The sequence below is a fragment of the Aliivibrio fischeri genome (genome assembly GCF_009727955.1).
Taxonomy (GTDB): domain Bacteria; phylum Pseudomonadota; class Gammaproteobacteria; order Enterobacterales; family Vibrionaceae; genus Aliivibrio; species Aliivibrio fischeri_A.
In genome coordinates this window covers 941,587-962,078 of sequence record NZ_WOBR01000004.1, presented here as the reverse complement: position 1 = coordinate 962,078, position 20,492 = coordinate 941,587, and the positions used below count along the sequence as shown (strand labels likewise).

The window sequence follows — 20,492 nt, the reverse complement described above, 5'->3', positions numbered from 1 at the left end:
AGGTAAGTTTTTGTATTTTAAGTCTTTATTGTTTTTTATGTTTAGGTTTATATTATTTGACATGTGAATTTAGTTTTTGCAAAGTAGCAATCGAATTCAGAAGTACTGATTAATCACACGGTTAGATGTGTTATCGATACTGAATAAATTACATAAAAACAGGGAACCGGAAATCGGATTTCCAACTTTCTAAGAAAAGGCAGTGGAATATTATGAAAAAGACTCTTTTAGCTCTTGCAATCGCAAGTATCTCGACTTCAGCTTTTGCTGTTGATACTAGTAGCCAAAATAGTAAGAACGATGAAATGTTTGCATTTGATCCTATGCATAAAGATCAGTTTTCTGTATCTGGTTCTGTAGGTGTAGGTGGTTACTACGACACTGGTTCTAAAGCATTTTACGATGATTGGGCTACTGGTTTAACTCTTGCTGTTAACTACCGTAACAATCGCGTTGTTGGTTATTTTGAAACTGATTTTATGTTGAATTATACAACTGATAGTGAAACTAAACCTATTGCAAATGGTTCAGGCCCTGCTACTGATGTTGATAAAGCATGGTTAGGTTTTGATACTGGTTTTGGTATCGCATCTTTTGGTTGGGAAAATGATACAGCACTTGATGCTGTTGATGGTGCGGGTGATAACACATACGAATTTGGTGCTTCTGCGGGTGATGCATCTGATGGTTTTAATGTTGTTAAATTCCAAGGTTCAACAAGTGGTTTTGCTTACGGAGTATCTTACTTTGAAACTGGTGATGACCATGTTGCTGCCGATAAGGGTGTGAATGGTTACATTGGTATCGAGCAAGAAATCTTTAATGTTTATGCTGGTTATGAAACTCGTGATGAAGCTGAGTATGATGTAATGACTGTAACGGGTAACGTTAAGCTTGGTGCAGTTAAACTTGGTGCAAACTTCTGGATTGAAGATGGTGATGCTAGCGATTTAACGGGTAGAAACCTTGGTAATAAAGAAAATACAGGTTATTACCTATCTGCTGGCTTTGCAGCAACAGAAGACCTAACATTAGCTGCTGGTTATGCTGCTAATACGAAAGAGATTGCAACAATTGAAACTGATTACTCTTACGTGAACGTCGCGGCAATGTATACGTTAGCTAAGAATATGGATATGGGTATTGACGTACGCCAAGATCTTGATGCAGGTGCTGCTGACGAAGAAACTTACGTGTTCGCTGCAGGTTACTACTACTTCTAATTGTATTATATAAAGTTGAAGTAATTATTAAGCCAGTCAAATAGACTGGCTTTTTTTGTTTTTATTCGGCTGATTTATTGTCGCAACGCTGTTTTGCTTCAACAGTTAAACATGAGTGAATGGGGATAAAGTGGGTTATAGATCACAATTAATTTTTTAGGCTTCTTCATTTTTTATTAGTTTATAGCTCGCAAATATAAAAAATATGCAATTAATTTATCTTGTGATTTGGCCTTGTTAAATATCAAATTCTATTTATTAATGTTAATCAGTAATGCATTTATGTGTTGTTGGTTTTATTTGTTTTTATGTTTTTGTCTGTTTTATTTCAATTGCTTATGTGTGTTTGTTGTTTTTTGTCCTTTTTATCGTTTATCTAAATTTATATTTTCTAGTGTGATCTCTGTCAAATCTTAAGATGTCTTTATGTAAGTTGCTGTATTGTGTGTGTTTATCATTTTTTACTTTCCTTGACTTTCTTCGTTGACATGGTGAGAAATCTTTAGCAAAGTACTCTCCAGAAATCGAGATGCTAACAAGTAGCACATTAAGATGCTTCTGTAGCAATCCAGATATAAAAAGGGAACCGGAAATCGGATTTCCAAATCTTTCTAAGAAAAGGCAGTGGACTTAATTATGAAAAAGACTCTTTTAGCGCTTGCTATCGCAAGTATCTCAGCTTCAGCTTCAGCTTTTGCTGTTGATACAAGCAGCCAAAACAGCCGTAACGAAGATATGTTTGCATTTGACCCAATGCACAAAGACCAATTCTCTGTTTCTGGTTCTGTTGGTGTAGGTGGTTACTACGACACTGGTTCTAAAGCATTTTACGATGACTGGGCAACAGGTTTAACTCTAGCAGTTAACTACCGTAATAACCGCATCGTTGGTTACTTTGAAACTGACTTAATGTTGAACTACACAACAGATAGCGAAACTAAATCTATTCCAAACGGTTCAGGCCCAGCTACTGATGTTGATAAAGCATGGTTAGGCTTTGATACAGGTTTTGGTATCGCATCTTTCGGTTGGGAAAATGACACAGCTCTTGATGCAATCGATGGTGCTGGTGACAACACATACGAATTCGGTGCTTCTGCTGGTGATGCATCTGATGCATTCAACGTAGTTAAATTCCAAGGCGCTACAAGTGGTTTTGCATACGGTGTTTCTTACTTCGAAACTGGTGATGATCACGTAAAAGCTGATAAAGGCGTGAATGGTTACGTTGGTATCGAACAAGAAATCTTCAACGTATACGCAGGTTACGAAACACGTGATTCTGATTACGATGTATACACAGTAACTGGTAACGTTAAACTGGGTGAATTAAAACTTGGTGCTAACTTCTGGATTGAAGAAACAGATACTAAGCTTTTAGACAAAACTAACACTGGTTACTACGTATCTGCTGGTTACGCAGTATCTGAAGACCTAACTCTTGCTGCTGGTTACGCTGGTAACACAGAAGAAATTGGTAAAACTGATACAGATTACTCTTACGTGAACGTTGCAGCAATGTACACTCTAGCTAAGAACATGGATATGGGTATCGACGTACGTCAAGACCTTGATGCTGGCGGCGCAGACGAAGAAACTTACGTATTCGCAGCAGGTTACTACTACTTCTAATCTCTTGATTTAAAGTAAAACAGATTATTAAGCCAGTCATTTTGACTGGCTTTTTTTCGTCTGTAAAAAAGTTTGTGAAAAATGAAATATAATTTTCTTTAAAATAATTCATCTTTTTTGTTGAAATAAAACCACAGTTTGATAATGTGTTTACAAGGTTAAAAACAAATACAGTTTGTTACTAAAGGTTTATATTTATGCGTATTCAAGGTCTGAACATTCATCACCACCATCATCCTGATTAGTCTTTCGGGAGGATACGTATTATCCGGAAGGCAATTTGAATTTCCTTCCGATGAATAAAAATTCTAACCCTCGGAAGGTCAAACTTCTGAGGGTTTTTTCGTTTTAGTAACAAATTAAAGTTAGATTATTTATTGATTTATAAGAGTTTAAAATTAACTAGTTGCATTGTTTGACTTATAAAATAGTTCAATTGGTATCACATTTTTACAAGGAAGAAATTATGTCATCACAACGATTACGCATTGCGATCCAGAAGAAAGGTCGTCTATCTAAAGAGTGCCAAGAGTTATTCAAACGCTGCGGTATGAAATTTAACATTTCAGGCGAACGTTTAGTGGTTCATTCTGAAAATATGCCCATTGATTTACTGTTAGTTCGTGATGATGATATTCCAAGCCTAATCATGGATGGGGTAGTTGATTTGGGTGTGATAGGTGAAAATGAACTTGAAGAAGTACGTTTAGAGCGTGAAGCACTTGGTGAGCCTTCAGCATTTACTACTTTACGTCGTTTAGACTTCGGTGGTTGCCGTCTATCTATTGCGATTGATAAAGACGAAACTTATAACGGTCCGCAAGATCTAGCCGGCAAACGTATTGCAACGACTTACCCTCGACTCCTGAAAAGTTATATGGATGAGCAAGGTATTCCTTTCTCAACCTGTATTTTAAATGGTTCTGTAGAAGTGGCTCCACGCGCTGGTCTTGCGGATGCGATTGCTGATTTAGTATCGACAGGAGCAACACTTGAAGCGAATGGTCTTAAAGAAGCTGAAGTAATTTTTCGATCAAAAGCGACATTAATTCAACGAGAAGGTGAATTTGATGCTGATAAAGCAGCGTTGATTAATAAGTTATTAACTCGTATGCAAGGTTGCATTCAAGCAAAAGAATCAAAATATATTATGTTACACGCACCAACAGATAAGCTTGATGCGATTAAAGATCTACTTCCTGGGGCAGAAGATCCAACTGTTTTACCTTTGTCACGTGATGGAGCAAAGGTTGCGGTTCACTTAGTAAGTACAGAAAATCTATTTTGGGAAACAATGGAACAGTTAAAAGCACTAGGTGCGAGTTCTATTCTAGTATTGCCAATTGAGAAAATGATGGAGTAGCCATTATGAAAACGTTAGTTTGGCAATCATTGAGTGATTCACAGCAAGATACGGTTTTACAGCGACCTGCAATTACTGAAGGTGCGAATATTACTGCAGCAGTAGCGGATGTTATCAATACTGTAAAACAAGAAGGTGATGCTGGCATTTCAGCACTGACTGAAAAGTTTGATCGAGTGAAACCTAGCTCAATACGTGTTTCTAAAACTGAGATTGATGATGCGTGTGAGCGTTTGACTGAGGAGATGAAAACAGCGTTAAAACAAGCGTATAGTAACATTTCTAAATTTCACCAAGCACAAAAACCACAACCGGTAAAAGTTGAAACACAACCTGGTGTTGTATGTGAACAAATCACTATGCCTGTAAATAAAGTGGGTTTGTATATTCCTGGCGGAAGTGCACCGTTACCATCGACAGTATTAATGCTTGGTGTTCCTGCACAAATTGCTGGTTGTCACAAAGTCGTTCTTTGTTCACCGCCTCCAATTGCTGATGAAATTTTGTATGTAGCGAAGCTGTGTAAAATTGATGAAGTTTACAATATTGGCGGCGCTCAAGCGGTAGCTGCTATGGCATATGGAACAGAATCGGTTTCTAAAGTAGATAAGATCTTTGGACCAGGTAATGCCTATGTAACCGAAGCAAAACGTCAAGTATCAAATGATTTTCGTGGTGCTGCGATTGATATGCCTGCAGGGCCTTCTGAGGTCTTGGTTATTGCCGATGAAACGGCAGATCCTGATTTTATCGCGGCGGATCTTCTTAGTCAGGCAGAGCACGGACCTGATTCTCAAGTGGTTTTAGTGACACCATCGCCGCTTATTGCCGATCAAGTTGCAGATGCTGTTGAGAAACAATTAAAAGAACTTAGCCGTGAAGATATAGCTCGCAAAGCTTTAGGCTCAAGTTTACTTATTATTGCAGAATCATTGACTCAATGTGTTTCCATCTCTAATTTTTATGGTCCTGAACATCTTATTGTTCAAACAAAGAATCCTCGAGAGTTATTACCTCTGTTAGATAATGCAGGTTCAATTTTCTTAGGTGATTACTCACCTGAATCGGCAGGGGATTATGCATCAGGAACTAACCACGTACTGCCAACTTATGGTTATACACGAACTTATTCTAGTTTAGGATTAGCTGATTTCTCTAAGCGTATGACAGTGCAAGAATTAACAGCCGATGGCTTAAAAGGGTTAGCACCAACTGTAGTTACCATGGCTGAAGCTGAAGGGTTGGATGCTCACAAACGAGCCGTCACGATTAGAGTAGAAAAGCTTGCTAAGTTAGAAGCAAATCAATAGGAATTCATGATGGAAAAGTTAGCCAGAAAACAAGTTCAAGCATTGACGCCTTATCTCTCAGCTCGTCGTATTGGTGGCTCGGGAGATGTATGGCTGAATGCTAATGAATCTCCGTTTGATAACGAATACAAATTTAATTTTGCTCGTCTTAATCGTTATAGCGAATGTCAACCGCCAGAGTTAATTAATGCTTATGCTGCTTATGCAGACGTAAAGCCTGAACAGGTTTTAACTTCTCGAGGAGCTGATGAAGGTATTGAATTATTGGTGCGTGCTTTTTGTGAACCGAATCAAGATGCAATTTTATATTGCCCCCCAACTTATGGCATGTACTCCATTAGTGCCGAAACAATCGGTGTGGAAACAAAGACGGTACCACTTACATCAGATTGGCAATTAGATCTTCCAGCAATAGAAGCAAATTTAAATGATGTAAAAGTAGTATTTGTTTGTAGTCCAAATAACCCAACGGGTAATATCGTTGCTCGTAAAGACATTCTTTCATTATTAGAAATGACAAAAGATCGTGCCATTGTTGTAATGGATGAAGCGTACATCGATTTTTGTATGGAAAAATCCACGGTTGATTTACTGACTGATTACCCACATCTTGCGATTCTTCGCACATTATCGAAAGCATTTGCACTCGCTGGTTTGCGTTGTGGTTTTACGCTTGCGAATGAAGAGTTAATTAATGTATTACTTAAAGTAATTGCTCCCTATCCAGTACCAGTCCCTGTGGCTGAGATTGCAACCCAAGCTCTATCTGAAGCTGGTTTAGCTCGTATGAAATATCAAATGCTTGATCTCAGCGCTAACCGTGCTTATTTACAAGCAGGTTTGATGGTGTTACCGGGTGTCACTGTGTTTGAAGGGTGGGGCAATTATTTACTCGTGAAATTTACAGATGGTGACGGTATGTTTAAAGCTGCGTGGGATCACGGCATTATTCTACGTAACTCACCAATTGAAAATTGCGTACGCATTAGTATTGGTAATCGCGAAGAATGCGAAAAAACATTGGGCTTTATTCGCAATCAATTATTGTGATGTTATCCCCAAGCTTAGGAATAAGGCTTGGGGCTTGTAAAGAATAAAATTAGAAAAATTAAAAGGACGTTCCTGTGAGCAAACAACAAAAGATTTTATTTATCGACCGTGACGGCACCTTAATTGTTGAGCCGCCGGTGGATTTCCAAGTAGACCGTTTAGATAAGCTAAAGTTTGAGCCTTTGGTTATTCCTTCTCTACTTTCTCTTCAAGATGCCGGTTACCGTTTAGTGATGGTGACGAACCAAGACGGTTTAGGTACAGATAGCTACCCTCAAGATGAGTTTGATGCGCCACATAATATGATGATGGAGTTGTTTGAATCTCAAGGTGTTAAGTTTGATGATGTGCTTATTTGCCCTCACTTTGAAGAGGATAATTGCTCATGCCGTAAACCAAAATTAGGTATGGTTAAAGAGTATCTTCAAGGTGGAAAAGTCGATTTTCAACACTCAGTTGTGATTGGTGATCGTCTGACGGATCTTCAACTTGCAGAAAACATGGCTATTCGTGGTATTCAATATCACCCAGAAGCGATGAATTGGCCTGCGATCTTAAAAGATCTGACCGTAAATGCGCGTACTGCAGAAGTAATACGCACAACCAAAGAAACGGACATTAAAGTGTTTGTTAATTTGGATGAGCAAGGTGGTAATGAGATCACTACTGGTCTTGGTTTCTTTGATCACATGCTTGATCAGATTGCTACACATGGCGGTTTCCAAATGAAGATCAATGTAGAGGGCGACTTACACATTGATGATCACCACACCATTGAAGATACCGCTCTTGCATTGGGAGAAGCGTTAAAAGAGGCGTTAGGCGACAAGCGTGGTATTGGTCGTTTTGGATTCAGCTTGCCAATGGATGAGTGTTTAGCACAATGTGCGCTTGATTTATCTGGTCGTCCATATCTGAAGTTTGATGCTGAATTTAGCCGTGAGCAAGTAGGAGATTTATCAACCGAAATGGTGGTTCACTTCTTCCGTTCTCTAACGGATACTCTTGCTTGTACGCTACACCTTTCTTCATCGGGTCATAATGATCACCACATTATTGAAAGCTTATTTAAAGCGTTTGGTCGTACGTTACGCCAAGCGATTAAGGTAGAAGGTAATGAACTGCCAAGCTCAAAAGGCGTATTGTAGGAGTGACTATGACAAATCAAAACGTCGTTATTATTGATACGGGTTGTTCTAACGTTTCATCAGTGAGATTTGCGATTGAGCGTTTGGGTTACGAGGTTACGATAAGCCGAGATCCTCAAGTGGTTCTGGCTGCAGATAAGCTGTTTTTACCAGGTGTTGGCACGGCAAGCGAAGCGATGAAAAACTTGGCTGAACGTGATCTCATTGAGTTAGTTAAACAAGTAGAAAAGCCATTATTGGGTATCTGTTTAGGTATGCAGTTGCTGGGTAAACTCTCCGAAGAAAAAGGTCAAAAAGCCGATCAAATTGTGGATTGTTTAGGTTTGTGTGAAGGTGAAGTTCGTAAGCTTCAAACCGGTGATTTACCACTGCCTCACATGGGGTGGAATACCATTAAACCTGTTGAAGGTAATCCGCTGTTTAAAGACATCCCAGAGAACAGTTATTTCTACTTTGTACACAGCTTTGGGATGCAAGTAGGCGATTATACCATTGCTTCTTGTGATTACGGACAACCGTTCACCGCTGCACTGCAAGCAGATAATTACTACGGAGTTCAGTTTCACCCAGAGCGCTCAAGTAAAGTTGGTTCAAAGCTTATTCAGAACTTTTTGGAGCTGTAAAAGGCAGGGTTCAGATCGGTCGCAAGCTCCCTCAAAGGGTTCAGGGGTGGGTAGGGGTTAATCCTAATATCACAACAACTACCCTGAAACCTGCAAGCGAAGCGCCCTGAATCCTACATCTTTTAGTAGCGATAGAGTTAAAAGAGAAATAGGACTCTCCACAAGTGAGAGCTAAAAGGAATTAGAATGATTATTCCAGCATTAGATTTAATTGAAGGCCAAGTGGTTCGTCTGTTTCAAGGCGACTACGGGCAAGTAACAGAATACAAAGTTGATCCAGCCGAGCAGTTTAATTTGTATCACCAAGCGGGCGCTAACTGGCTGCACCTTGTGGATTTAACTGGCGCAAAAGACACGACAGCACGTCAGTTAGATTTAATTGCACGCTTGTTAGCAAGTACCCCTGCCAATATTCAAATTGGTGGTGGTGTGCGTAATGAAGTGGATGTACAAGATTTATTAAACGCGGGTGCACAGCGTGTGGTTGTTGGTTCCACTGCAGTAAAACAGCCAGAATTAGTCAAAGGCTGGATGGAAAAGTACGGTGCTGAAAAAATCGTATTAGCATTAGATATCAATATTGATGAAAACGGTACTCGTAATGTGGCTATTTCAGGTTGGCAAGAAGATTCTGGTGTAACGATTGAAGCGCTGCTTGAAGATTATCTAACCGTTGGTTTGAAGCATGTTCTGTGTACTGACATTTCACGCGATGGTACGTTGCAAGGATCGAATGTAGAACTCTACGTAGACCTATGTAAACAGTACCCTCAAGTACAATTCCAATCATCAGGCGGCATTGGTTCATTAGATGATATCGCTGCGTTGAAAGGCTCTGGTGTTGCTGGTGTGATTGTGGGCCGAGCTCTGCTTGATGGCAAATTTACCGCAGAGGAGGCATTCCAATGTTGGCAAAGCGAATAATTCCATGTCTTGATGTAAAAGACGGTCAAGTAGTAAAAGGCGTTCAGTTTCGTAACCATGAAATCATCGGTGATATTGTCCCCCTAGCACAGCGTTATGCGGAAGAGGGTGCAGATGAGCTCGTCTTCTACGATATTACCGCATCAAGTGATGGTCGTGTGGTCGATAAAAGCTGGGTTGCTCGCGTAGCTGAGGTGATTGATATTCCATTCTGTGTTGCTGGTGGTATTAAAACCGCAGAAGATGCAGCAAAGATTTTAGAATTTGGTGCTGACAAAGTATCAATTAACTCTCCTGCATTAGCGAACCCAGAACTTATCACAGAGCTTGCAGATAAGTTTGGTGTTCAATGTATCGTAGTGGGTATTGATTCTTACTTTGATAAAGAGACTGGTAAATACCAAGTTTATCAATTTACCGGTGATGAAGAGCGAACTAAGGCAACTAAGTGGGAAACCAAAGATTGGGTGCAAGAAGTACAGAAACGTGGTGCGGGCGAAATTGTACTAAATATGATGAATCAAGATGGTGTTCGTAATGGTTACGATCTTGAGCAATTGAATATGGTGCGAGAAGTGTGTCATGTGCCACTAATTGCATCAGGTGGTGCTGGTGAAATGGTTCACTTTGCAGACGCATATAATAAAACAAACGTAGACGGTGCATTAGCTGCATCGGTATTTCACAAACAAATCATCAATATTGGTGAATTAAAAGACTATTTAGCCGAACAGGATGTAGAGGTACGCCGATGAGCCAACAAGAATTAGCAACACGTATTGATTGGGAAAAAGTGGATGGTTTAGTACCTGCAATTATTCAAGATTTTGGTTCAAGCCAAGTGTTGATGATGGGTTACATGAACCAAGATGCTTTGGCTAAAACGCTAGAGACAGACAAAGTCACGTTTTTTTCTCGTACTAAAAATCGTTTATGGACTAAAGGCGAAGAGTCTGGCAACAGCTTGAACTTAGTTAATATTTCACTGGATTGCGATAACGACACGTTGCTTATTAAAGTAAACCCAGTTGGTCCAACGTGTCACACAGGAACAACAACGTGTTGGGATGGCGATAAAACCGAAGAAACTCAATTGGTGTGGCTTCATCAGTTGGAACAGCTACTCGCCGAGCGTAAGAATGCTGATCCTGACTCATCTTACACAGCAAGTCTCTACGCCCGTGGCACCAAACGTATTTCGCAAAAAGTTGGCGAAGAAGGCGTTGAAGTCGCGCTTGCAGCGACGTCGGGTGACAAGGCGGAGCTAGTGTGTGAATCAGCGGATTTGATCTATCACTTATTTGTGCTATTGCAAGATCAAGGCTTATCGTTTGATGATGTGATTAATAAATTGAAAGAGCGTCATAAGTAGTTCCTTAAATTGAACAGTAGCAAAATAACGCCGATCATTTGATCGGCGTTTTTATTGGAATTGAAATACCATCCTCGTTATACTCTGCGCTCAATTTTAGGAGCGCCAATGTTCGATATCCTTTATCAAAATTCAGATTTTCTTGTCATAAATAAACACCCCAATGTAAGTGTTCATAAAGACGATGGTGAAACCTCATTGCTGATTGAATTAGCAAAAGAGACGGGTGATAAACAACTCTATTTAATTCATCGTTTAGATAAGATGACATCAGGTTTATTATTGATTGGTAGAAACCAAGCTGCCGCTAGTGAATTATCACAACTGTTCGCAAACAGATTAGTTGAGAAATATTATTTAGCAATTGGCGATAAAAAACCGAAGAAGAAGCAAGGCTTGGTTATTGGCGATATGGAACGTTCACGCCGTGCTTCGTGGAAATTGATTAATAGCAAAGAAAATCCTGCGGTGACACAGTTTTTCTCAACCGCTGCGAATGATGGTAACCGTTTGTTCTTATGTAAGCCTCATACAGGGAAAACCCATCAAATACGTGTAGCACTAAAAAGCGTCGGTTCGGGTATTTTAGGCGATCCAATTTACAGCTCATCTAACGCAGATCGTGGTTATCTCCACGCTTATGCTTTACGTTTTACTTATCAAGAGCAAGCGTTTGAATTTATTGAAACACCAAAACAAGGTGAAGAATGGAAAAATGACACCATTCAAGCTGGATTAGCTCAGTGGCAAACACCGTGGACATTAACTTGGCCAGAGATTAAGAAGAAATCATGAAGATAGAAGCATTAGATACGTTATTTACACATCTTGAAGAGCAATTGAATAATCCGCCAAGTGAACTACGTCGTTTGTTTCACGGCCGCGGTCAATGTTTTGAGGGGTTAGAGCAAATTACGGTTGATTGGTTACAGGAAAAAGAGTCAACTGGCCAGCTTGTGGTGGCTTTATTTAAAGAGCAAACTCCTGAATTTGTTGAACAATTAATTGTTAAGTTAAATAAGCTTGCAGAAAATTCATTATGGAAAGTTGCAAATGGCACGTCGATTTTATTGCAACATCGTTATCAAGAATTCGCCCCAACGCAAGTAGTTTGGGGAGAGGAAAATACATTTCCTGTCGTAGAAGAGAGTAACCTAAAGTATCAATTAGAGCTTAAAAAGAACCAAAACATGGGGATCTTTTTAGATATGCGATACGGTCGTAAATGGGTGCAGACGCACAGCGAAGGTAAATCAGTATTAAACTTGTTTGCGTATACATGTGGCTTTTCTGTTGCAGCGATTGCCGGTGGTGCAACTCAAGTTGTTAATTTAGATATGGCCAAAGCATCATTAGGAAGAGGTCGTGACAATCACCGTCTAAATCAGCATGACTTGTCTAAAGTTAAATTCTTAGGTCATGATATTTTTAAATCATGGGGTAAGATTAAGAAGTTAGGTCTATATGATCTTATCATTATTGATCCGCCAAGTTTTCAGAAAGGTAGCTTTGCTTTAACTAAAGATTATCAGAAGATCTTACGCCGTTTACCTAGTCTATTAACAGAAACGGGTGAAGTATTAGCGTGTGTGAATTCGCCAGCGGTATCTACTGATTTCTTAATTGATGGAATGGCTGAAGAAGCGCCTGAGCTTAAGTTTGTTGAGCGTTTAGATAACCCACCAGAGTTTAGTGACATTAATCCTGAAAGTGGTCTAAAAGTGATGCGTTTTACTCGTTAATCTAATTAGTTTGATATAAAAAGCCCTTCTCATCATGTTGATGAAAAGGGCTTTTTTTGTTTGGTGAGGCTGTATTATTCTTCGTTTTCTTGTTCGCGATCCAAACACGATTGTTCATTTACAATGATATCATTTTGTTTTTGACCACGTGAATTACGAATAATGTAGCGATAAGTTACCCCTTTATCTAACACAGGGCGAACTTCTTTATCTTTACAAAAAGTAGTTATGCTATTTTCAATGATTTGATTGGTACTGATTTCACCATTACCACCGTCCAAGAACATCATTTTAACGACGCCTTGCTTTGCTTTTGCTTGTAATAAAGTCAGTTGTCCCATCTCTAGGGGGAGCACACTAGCAAGAACACTTGCACGATAGTCTGCAAGCATTTCAATCTCTTGTTGCTGCTCATTAGATGCACAGCCAGATAGGATGATTGCACTAATAGCAGTGAGTAGAATTTTTTTCATCAGATAATCTTATTGTTTATATTTATTAAGCTGGAAGCACTTTTTTAAATGGCTTAACAATTACTTTTGCGTAAACACCAGCATCAATATAAGGGTCATTATCAGCCCAAGTTTGAGCTGCTTCTAATGAAGCAAAATCAGCAATAACTGTTGAACCAGTGAAGCCTGCTTCTCCTGGATTTTCAGAATCAATTGCAGGCATAGGTCCTGCTACTAATAAACGGCCTTCATTCTGTAGTTGAGCAAGGCGCTCTAGATGTTTTTCACGAACACTTAAACGACGTTCTAAGCTGTTTTCAACATCTTGAGAAAAAATCACATACCACATTATAGAGTCCTTTAATTAAATATCATCATTGATCTCTTCATCATAAAAAAAGCCCCAGTCATAAACCAGAGCTTTTTGAAAAATAATGAAAATTATTCCAAATACTACGCATTTTTCGGAATTGGACGAGGTTTTCCGCTGGCATCAATAGCAACATAGTTAAAAGTGGCTTCACAAACTTGAAAGCGGTCACCAATCCCATCTTCTTTTACAGGTTTAACCCATACTTCAAGGTTGATACTCATTGAGGTTCGGCCAATCTTAACGCATTCACCATAACAGCAAACAACATCACCTACTTTAACTGGTTTTTTAAAGGTAATACTTGATACTGAAACCGTAACAATTCGGCCACCAGAAATCTCTTTTGCTAAAATACCACCAGCTAAATCAAGCTGTGACATAATCCAACCGCCAAAAATATCACCATTAGCGTTAGTGTCAGCAGGCATAGAGAGAGTTCGAAGAAGTAGTTGGCCTTTAGGGGCTTGTCCAAGGTTATTTGGGCTTGTCAAAGTTGGGTTCCAATACAACAAAAAATAGAATTGAGCTGAGTTTACCACATAAAAAAGCCGTGTTGTATACACGGCTTAATCATTATCTTTTTGGCTATTCTTGTTCTTCTTTTTTCTCTTTTGGCATATGTTTATAAACGTACATACCAGTGAATAGAGTATATAAGAAAGTTAATCCCAATAAACCAAAGACTTTAAAGTTAACCCATACGTCTAATGGCATTTCAAAGGCAACATAAAGGTTCGCAATAGCACAAACAGTAAAGAATAATACCCATGCATGGTTGATCTTAGTCCATTTATCATCAGGCAATGTAACTTCTTTGCCAAGCATGCCTTTAATTACAGGTTTGCCCAGAATATGCGCAATAATTAAACCAGCAGCAAAAACGCAGTAAACAATGGTTACTTTCCATTTGATGAAGTTATCGTCATGCAGAAATATGGTCATGCCACCAAATATGGTCACCATAATAAAGGTGATTAGCTGCATTTTTTCTACTTTCTTGTATAAAGCGTAGGTCACAACAAGTTGAATGGCTGTGGCAATAATTAAAGCACCTGTTGCTGTATAGATGTCGTACATCTTATATAGAGCAAAAAAGATAATCAGTGGGATAAAGTCTAGAATTTGTTTCATTTTTTATGTTGAGCCAATAATAAATTATGTTGTGAGTGTAACGAAAATTGAAGGAGTAGGGAATCGCTAAAAATTGCTTGTTACATTTTATGTTCGATGATCAAAAAAAGGCCAATGTGAAATAATTGGCCTTGTTGATTTAAGTTGGGTTTATTTAGGTTAACTTTTTCTAAGCATTTTGATTTTCTGTTCTTACTGTTTTTTTGTGTTCTTCTTCAACCATCGCATCAACGATCACTGCACACGCCGCATCACCTGTAATGTTTAAGGCTGTACGGATCATATCGAAGATACGATCTAGTGCGAATAACAGTGGTAAACCTTCGATTGGGATGCCTGCCGCTAATAAAACTGCGACCACTAAGAAAGAAGGCCCCGGAACGCCAGCTTGGCCAACAGCACCTAGAGTTGAAGTCACAATGATAGCGATGTAGGCGCCAATAGATAGGTCGATATTGAACAGTTGAGCAAAGAAGATAGCAACTAGGCCGTAGTAAATTGCGTTACCTGACATGTTAATGGTTGCACCAAGCGGTAAGACAAAAGAGGCGGTAGAGTTGCGAACCCCTAAATCTTTCTCAACGGTTTCCATCGTAACTGGTAGTGTTGCCATTGATGATGCTGTTGAAAGAGCCACAGCTTGTGGTTTTTTCATTGCAACAAGGAATTGCTTTGCAGAGGTTTTAGTAAATAACCCAACCATCAGTGGGTAGGCTACAAAGCCAAAGATAACAATAGCAGCAACGTAGACAACGAATAGCTTAAATACCACCATTAGTGCACCAAAGCCAAACGTACCAACGGCTTCTGCCATTAAACCAAATACGCCGATAGGAGCAATGATCATTACTTTGTTGATCATCCAAACCATCACATCAACAATTGCGTTAACCGCATTAAGCATTGGTTCACGACGTGTTTTTTCTAATTTAGATAAGCCGATACCAAAAAATAGACAGAAAACAAGTATTTGTAGAATATTTGCTTCATTTAAGGATTGGAAAACGTTGGTTGGGATCATGCCTGTAATGGTTGCCCAAAAAGTAGGTAGTTCTCCTTTAGATGCATAGGCAGAAGAGAACATTCCTTCTACACCTGAAACATCAATCCCTTTTCCCGGTTCAAAAATTTCACCCATAAATAGCGCTAAGGCAACAGCTAGTGCCGATGTTATACCAAAATAACCTAGTGTACTTAAACCAACTTTTCCTGCATTACTACTGTTACCTAATCCTGCAGCTCCCGAAATAAGAGCAACAGCAACTAATGGTATAACTAACATTTTAATTAGATTAATAAAAATGGTCCCAAGAGGCGCAAACATGGATGCTGATTCGCCCATTGTTGCCCCAACCATGGTACCTATAATCATGGCTATAACGACTTGAACCCCAATGTTGTTCATAAATCCTTTTTTGTTTAACACTTTGTCTACCTCTATGTTGTGTTCTTACGAAAATTTAGTGAATAGCTCTTATTTATTATGTGTATTGTTATTAAAAATTCGGGTGTCGTTTTACACGTAAAATTAACATATGGCAATGTGTTTATTAACTTTTGTATATTTAATTGTGTATTTATTGTTCTGTGTCGTTATGTGCTGATGTATTTTATTAACAATTTAGGAGAGGGTAATTAGGTTGGTATATATCGAGGAAAAAAAAGAGGCTTAATTTAGCCTCTTTAATCATGATTAATTAGATGTATTATTTTTGTGTTGCTGCTTTCATTGACGATGTGAAGTCCGCAAGTGCTTTTAATAATGCCTCTGGGTTAGCTTGATGTTGTTCAATCAATTTAACCGTTGCAGAGCCTGAGATAGCACCTGCAGCTCCAGCTTTTACCGCTTCTTCTACTTGAGCTGGCTCTGAGATACCAAAACCAAGAATAGCAGGTGGTGCATCGTATTGATTAAGACGTTCTAGTAATTGGGCAACAGGCATTCCTGCTTTGGTTTCGGCGCCAGTAACACCTGCACGAGAAAGAAGGTAAGTGTAACCGCCACCTAATTTAGCAACTGTTTCTAGTGTTTCAGGCGATGCTGATGGGGGTGCAATGAAAATAGGGTGAATACCATGTTCTATTGCACTTTCTCTGAATTCTTGAGATTCATTAGTCGGTACATCGGCGATCAATACAGAGTCTACACCTGCTTGTTGGCATTTTGTGTAGAAGTTATCAATACCATTTGCGAAAACAAGGTTAGCATAAACTAAAAGACCGATTGGCGCATCAGGATATTTAGAGCGAATTTTTGTAATGAGCTCAAAACAAATTGCTGGTGTTGTTTTGCTATCCAATGCTCGAATGTTTGCGCCTTGAATAGTAGGGCCATCAGCAAGAGGATCCGAAAACGGAATACCTAATTCTAATGCATCGGCACCAGCTTCAATCAGGGTCTCCATGATGTTATAAGATAGCTCAGGGTTTGGATCGCCAATCGTTACAAAAGGAACAAAGGCACCTTGGTTTTTTTTCTCTAGCTGAGCAAATAGGGCTTGATAACGATCCATTAGATTTCTCCCTTTTCTTTTAAAATGTCATGTACTGTGAAGATGTCTTTATCGCCTCGGCCAGATAAGTTTACTACCAATAGTTGTTCTTTCTCCGGCTCTGATTGTGCAAGTTGTAATGCATATGCCAAAGCATGGGAAGATTCTAATGCTGGAATAATACCTTCATTTCTTGCAAGAATTTTGAATGCTTCTAATGCTTCATCATCTGTTACTGCACCGTATTCAGCACGACCAATAGCATTTAGGTGGGCGTGTTGTGGACCAACGGATGGGAAGTCTAAACCTGCAGAAACTGAGTATGATTCTTCAATCTGTCCGTGTTCATCTTGCATTAATGGGGCTTTCATTCCAAAGAAAATGCCTGTTTTACCATGCTTAAGTGGTGCGCCGTGTTGGTCGGTATCAATACCTTTACCTGCAGGCTCAACACCAATTAGTTTTACGCTTTCTTCTTCAATGAAATCTGCAAACATACCGATAGCATTTGAACCGCCACCCACGCAAGCAATAACCGCATCAGGTAAACGACCTTCACGCGCTAAGATTTGCATTTTAGTTTCTTCACCAATCATACGTTGGAACTCACGAACTATAGTTGGGAATGGGTGAGGGCCTGCCGCTGTTCCTAATAAATAGTGTGCAGTTTCATAGGTTGCAGACCAGTCACGTAATGCTTCATTACATGCATCTTTTAGCGTCGCAGAGCCTGAATGAACAGGAATGACTTCTGCACCCATTAGTTTCATACGGAATACGTTTGGGCTTTGACGTTCTACGTCTTTAGCTCCCATATAAACTCGGCATTTTAACCCAAGTAGTGCACAAGCTAGCGCTGTGGCAACACCGTGTTGGCCTGCACCTGTTTCAGCAATGATCTCATCTTTGCCCATACGCTTTGCAAGTAGTGCTTGGCCAAGTACTTGGTTAGTTTTATGTGCACCACCATGAAGAAGATCTTCACGTTTAAGGTATAGCTTTGTTTTTGTGCCTTTGGTTAAATTGCGGCATAAAGTCAATGCGGTTGGACGACCCGCATATTCTTGTAAAAGCGTCATGAACTCAGAACGAAAGTCTGGGTCTTCTTGTGCATCAATAAAGGCTTGTTCTAGTTGCTCTAAAGCTGGAACTAAAATCTGTGGAACGTATTGACCACCGTATTCGCCGAAGTAGGCATCTAATTTTGCCATGATATTTTCCTTAATAGTCTCGTAATGCGCTAAATGCGGCGCTTAATTTTTTATGATCTTTTTTACCCGGAGTACTTTCTACTCCTGAGTTGAAATCTAATCCGTAGCAGCCGAGTTGCGCTGCTTGTTTGGTATTATTTAATTCAAGTCCACCGGCAAGCATGATGTTGTGGTGAGGCAGTTTATTCCAATCAAAACTAACGCCAGTGCCTCCTACCTGCGAACCTACTTTACAATCAACTAACACCTTATCAGCTTGAGTTTGTGGAAGTGAAATGCTTTGATCATCATCTGACACAGAAATGACATTCCAAATTTGAGTGTGAGTCGGTAATAAAGAGGCTAACTCAGTAATATACTCTTCGGTTTCATTTCCATGCAGTTGAATCACTGATAGAGAAAGGTCAGTGGCGTACTGAGCAACACGCTGAGCATCCTCATTTTGGAAAACGCCCACATAATGTAATGCAGTTGCTTGGGTTATTTTCTTTGCGGTTTCAAGAGAAACAAAACGTGGTGATTTTTCTACGAAAATAAGTCCGCCGTAGACAGCTCCAGAGTCGTAAACGGCTTTCGCATCTTGCTCTGAAGTTAATCCACAGACTTTGTTTTCACCTAAAATAACTTTTCTTGCTGCAATCTCTAGGTTTTTTTCTGCCATTAGTGAGCTACCAATCAGAAAGCCTGAAGCGTGCTGAGCCAGATCTTTTACTTGTTGATGAGTATAAATACCTGACTCAGAAATAATGGTTGTACCTTTAGGCAGTAGAGGAGCTAGTTCTTTTGTTCTATTTAAATCCGTTGATAAGTCACGTAGGTTACGGTTGTTAATTCCAATGACTTTTGCGTTTAATGCCACTGCACGATGCAGTTCTTCTTCATTGCTGACTTCCGTTAAAATACCCATGTTTAATGAATGTGCTATGTCTGCAAGTTCTTTGTACTGCGCATCGTCTAAAACAGAAAGCATTAATAAAATGGCATCAGCAGAGTAATGACGAGCAAGATACACTTGATAAGCATCTATCATGAAATCTTTACATAAAATAGGCTGTGACACTTGATTTCGAATAATAGATAAGAAATCAAAGTTACCTTGGAAATACTTTTCATCAGTTAATACAGAAATGGCACTCGCGTGATTATTGTAGACAGAAGCAATGTAATCGAGATCGAAATCATCTCGAATTAATCCTTTTGATGGTGAGGCTTTTTTACATTCAAGGATAAATTCGGTTTTGCCTGTTTTTAATGCGTCGTAAAAGCTACGGTCAGATAGACTTAATGACGATTGAAAATCATTGAGAGGTTGTTGTTTCTTACGCTCTTCGACCCAAATGGCTTTGTCTTTTACTATTTTTACAAGCACTTCAGCCATTTTTGTATTTTCTACTGAGATGTGTTCAGACAATTGCTGTGTCATTCATTTATCCTCTTGCAGCCAGTTGTTGTACCAATTCGAAGGCTTTACCTGAATTCATGGCATCGATGGCTTTTTGTGCATTAGCTTTTAGATCTTCATGGCCAAACAAGCGCATTAATAGGGCAACGTTAACGGCGATAGCACCTAATTGAGCGTCTGTCCCTTTACCCGTTAAAATATCCGTAATAATGGCTTTATTCTCTTCTGGCTCTCCGCCTTTAATCGAATCAAGTGGGTGAGTATTCAGTCCAAAATCTTCTGGCGTTAATGTGTATTCTTTAATTTCACCATCAATAATTTCTGCCACCGTTGTTGGGCCATGAATGGCAACTTCATCTAAACCAGATCCAAAAACAACCGCAGCTCGTTTCATTCCCATGTTTACCATGGTTTCCGCAATAGGACGAACCAGTGATTCATCGTAAACGCCCATAAGCTCAATATTGGGACGTGCAGGGTTAATTAGAGGCCCAAGGATATTAAAGATGGTACGTGTTTTCATGGTTTGACGAATTGGCATCGCATGGCGCACACCACCGTGGTATTGCGGAGCAAACAAAAAGGCGACTCCTAAATCATCAACCGCTTTTCTTGTGTCTTCTGCAGACATGGCTAAATCAATGCCAAAGGAATCAAGCAGGTCAGAAGAGCCTGATTTACTTGAAACGCCGCGGTTACCATGTTTCGTAATTTTTAATCCACATGCTGCGGCAACAAATGCGGCCGTGGTGGAAATATTGATGGTATTTGAGCCGTCACCACCGGTGCCAACAATGTCCGCAAAATCATAGTCAGGTTGAGGGAATGGATTTGCGTTCTCTAATAATGCTTTGGCAGCCCCTGCAATCTCATCCGGTGTTTCACCTTTCAATTTTAAACAGGTGAGTGCTGATGTCAGTAGTATAGGATCTAATTCGCCTTTAATAATGGCATCAAAAAGAACTTGGCTTTCTGATTCTGAAAGAGAAACTTGATCGTATAGCTTGTTAAAAATGGTTTCTATTTGAGTCATGAGAATATCCT

21 protein-coding genes and 1 other annotated feature are annotated in these 20,492 nt (G+C 39.5%); of the genes, 12 read left to right on the top strand and 9 right to left on the bottom strand.

Features of this window, described 5'->3' with window-relative positions:
• Positions 1 to 212: 212 nt before the first annotated feature.
• The 12 genes from GNP81_RS07775 (at position 213) to GNP81_RS07720 (ending at position 12,387) form a co-directional block, all read left to right on the top strand.
• Positions 213 to 1,223, top strand: a complete 1,011-nt coding sequence (locus GNP81_RS07775) for a porin (RefSeq protein WP_155672659.1) — start codon at positions 213 to 215, stop codon at positions 1,221 to 1,223.
• A gap of 636 nt (positions 1,224 to 1,859) precedes the next feature.
• Complete coding sequence (locus tag GNP81_RS07770) at positions 1,860 to 2,855, top strand: porin (RefSeq protein WP_155675064.1); 996 nt, start codon at positions 1,860 to 1,862, stop codon at positions 2,853 to 2,855.
• Between the two features lie 220 nt (positions 2,856 to 3,075).
• Positions 3,076 to 3,198, top strand: a sequence feature (His leader region).
• A 123-nt stretch (positions 3,199 to 3,321) separates the two neighbouring features.
• Entirely contained in the window at positions 3,322 to 4,218 is an 897-nt protein-coding gene (gene hisG / locus GNP81_RS07765) for an ATP phosphoribosyltransferase (RefSeq protein ID WP_155672658.1), read from the top strand.
• Between the two features lie 5 nt (positions 4,219 to 4,223).
• Positions 4,224 to 5,528 carry a histidinol dehydrogenase gene (hisD, locus tag GNP81_RS07760; RefSeq protein WP_155673489.1) on the top strand — a complete coding sequence of 435 codons (1,305 nt, stop codon included), beginning with the start codon at positions 4,224 to 4,226 and terminating at the stop codon, positions 5,526 to 5,528.
• A 9-nt stretch (positions 5,529 to 5,537) separates the two neighbouring features.
• Positions 5,538 to 6,578 carry a histidinol-phosphate transaminase gene (gene hisC / locus GNP81_RS07755; RefSeq protein WP_155673490.1) on the top strand — a complete coding sequence of 347 codons (1,041 nt, stop codon included), beginning with the start codon at positions 5,538 to 5,540 and terminating at the stop codon, positions 6,576 to 6,578.
• Between the two features lie 74 nt (positions 6,579 to 6,652).
• Positions 6,653 to 7,726: a bifunctional histidinol-phosphatase/imidazoleglycerol-phosphate dehydratase HisB gene (gene hisB, locus GNP81_RS07750; protein ID WP_336495427.1), complete on the top strand. Its 1,074-nt coding sequence runs from the start codon at positions 6,653 to 6,655 to the stop codon at positions 7,724 to 7,726.
• A gap of 8 nt (positions 7,727 to 7,734) precedes the next feature.
• Entirely contained in the window at positions 7,735 to 8,349 is a 615-nt protein-coding gene (hisH, locus tag GNP81_RS07745) for an imidazole glycerol phosphate synthase subunit HisH (protein WP_155673491.1), read from the top strand.
• A 186-nt stretch (positions 8,350 to 8,535) separates the two neighbouring features.
• Positions 8,536 to 9,273 carry a 1-(5-phosphoribosyl)-5-[(5-phosphoribosylamino)methylideneamino]imidazole-4-carboxamide isomerase gene (hisA, locus tag GNP81_RS07740; RefSeq protein ID WP_054775608.1) on the top strand — a complete coding sequence of 246 codons (738 nt, stop codon included), beginning with the start codon at positions 8,536 to 8,538 and terminating at the stop codon, positions 9,271 to 9,273.
• Positions 9,255 to 10,028, top strand: coding sequence for an imidazole glycerol phosphate synthase subunit HisF (hisF, locus tag GNP81_RS07735; RefSeq protein ID WP_012533285.1), 774 nt, complete (start codon positions 9,255 to 9,257; stop codon positions 10,026 to 10,028). Before hisA ends, hisF begins: the two co-directional genes overlap by 19 nt.
• Positions 10,025 to 10,645, top strand: a complete 621-nt coding sequence (hisIE, locus tag GNP81_RS07730) for a bifunctional phosphoribosyl-AMP cyclohydrolase/phosphoribosyl-ATP diphosphatase HisIE (protein ID WP_005418750.1) — start codon at positions 10,025 to 10,027, stop codon at positions 10,643 to 10,645. Before hisF ends, hisIE begins: the two co-directional genes overlap by 4 nt.
• Before the next feature lie 108 nt (positions 10,646 to 10,753).
• Complete coding sequence (locus tag GNP81_RS07725) at positions 10,754 to 11,440, top strand: TIGR01621 family pseudouridine synthase (protein ID WP_155673492.1); 687 nt, start codon at positions 10,754 to 10,756, stop codon at positions 11,438 to 11,440.
• Entirely contained in the window at positions 11,437 to 12,387 is a 951-nt protein-coding gene (locus GNP81_RS07720) for a class I SAM-dependent methyltransferase (protein ID WP_155673493.1), read from the top strand. The genes GNP81_RS07725 and GNP81_RS07720 overlap by 4 nt, the downstream gene beginning before the upstream one ends.
• A 74-nt stretch (positions 12,388 to 12,461) precedes the next feature.
• Here the strand turns inward: GNP81_RS07720 and GNP81_RS07715 are convergent, their stop codons facing one another.
• The 9 genes from GNP81_RS07715 to trpD all read right to left on the bottom strand — a co-directional run bounded on the left by GNP81_RS07715 (position 12,462) and on the right by trpD (position 20,472).
• Positions 12,462 to 12,860, bottom strand: a complete 399-nt coding sequence (locus GNP81_RS07715) for a GspS/AspS pilotin family protein (RefSeq protein WP_155673494.1) — start codon at positions 12,858 to 12,860, stop codon at positions 12,462 to 12,464.
• A 25-nt stretch (positions 12,861 to 12,885) separates the two neighbouring features.
• Positions 12,886 to 13,188 carry a YciI family protein gene (locus tag GNP81_RS07710; protein WP_011261655.1) on the bottom strand — a complete coding sequence of 101 codons (303 nt, stop codon included), beginning with the start codon at positions 13,186 to 13,188 and terminating at the stop codon, positions 12,886 to 12,888.
• 104 nt (positions 13,189 to 13,292) lie between these two features.
• Positions 13,293 to 13,703, bottom strand: a complete 411-nt coding sequence (gene yciA, locus GNP81_RS07705; RefSeq protein WP_005418761.1) for an acyl-CoA thioester hydrolase YciA — start codon at positions 13,701 to 13,703, stop codon at positions 13,293 to 13,295.
• Between the two features lie 94 nt (positions 13,704 to 13,797).
• A complete protein-coding gene (locus tag GNP81_RS07700; RefSeq protein WP_155673495.1) occupies positions 13,798 to 14,343 on the bottom strand; it encodes a septation protein A in 546 nt (181 codons plus the stop codon).
• Positions 14,344 to 14,512: 169 nt separating this feature from the next.
• Positions 14,513 to 15,748: a dicarboxylate/amino acid:cation symporter gene (locus tag GNP81_RS07695; RefSeq protein WP_155673565.1), complete on the bottom strand. Its 1,236-nt coding sequence runs from the start codon at positions 15,746 to 15,748 to the stop codon at positions 14,513 to 14,515.
• Between the two features lie 301 nt (positions 15,749 to 16,049).
• On the bottom strand, positions 16,050 to 16,856 hold the full coding sequence (trpA, locus tag GNP81_RS07690; RefSeq protein ID WP_155673496.1) for a tryptophan synthase subunit alpha: 807 nt from the start codon (positions 16,854 to 16,856) through the stop codon (positions 16,050 to 16,052).
• On the bottom strand, positions 16,856 to 18,046 hold the full coding sequence (gene trpB, locus GNP81_RS07685; RefSeq protein ID WP_063646614.1) for a tryptophan synthase subunit beta: 1,191 nt from the start codon (positions 18,044 to 18,046) through the stop codon (positions 16,856 to 16,858). The genes trpA and trpB overlap by 1 nt, the downstream gene beginning before the upstream one ends.
• A 10-nt stretch (positions 18,047 to 18,056) precedes the next feature.
• Positions 18,057 to 19,469, bottom strand: coding sequence for a bifunctional indole-3-glycerol-phosphate synthase TrpC/phosphoribosylanthranilate isomerase TrpF (gene trpCF / locus GNP81_RS07680; protein WP_155673497.1), 1,413 nt, complete (start codon positions 19,467 to 19,469; stop codon positions 18,057 to 18,059).
• 4 nt (positions 19,470 to 19,473) lie between these two features.
• The gene (gene trpD / locus GNP81_RS07675; RefSeq protein ID WP_419465704.1) at positions 19,474 to 20,472 is read right to left on the bottom strand and encodes an anthranilate phosphoribosyltransferase; all 999 of its coding nucleotides are present in this window, start codon (positions 20,470 to 20,472) and stop codon (positions 19,474 to 19,476) included.
• Positions 20,473 to 20,492 lie beyond the last annotated feature (20 nt).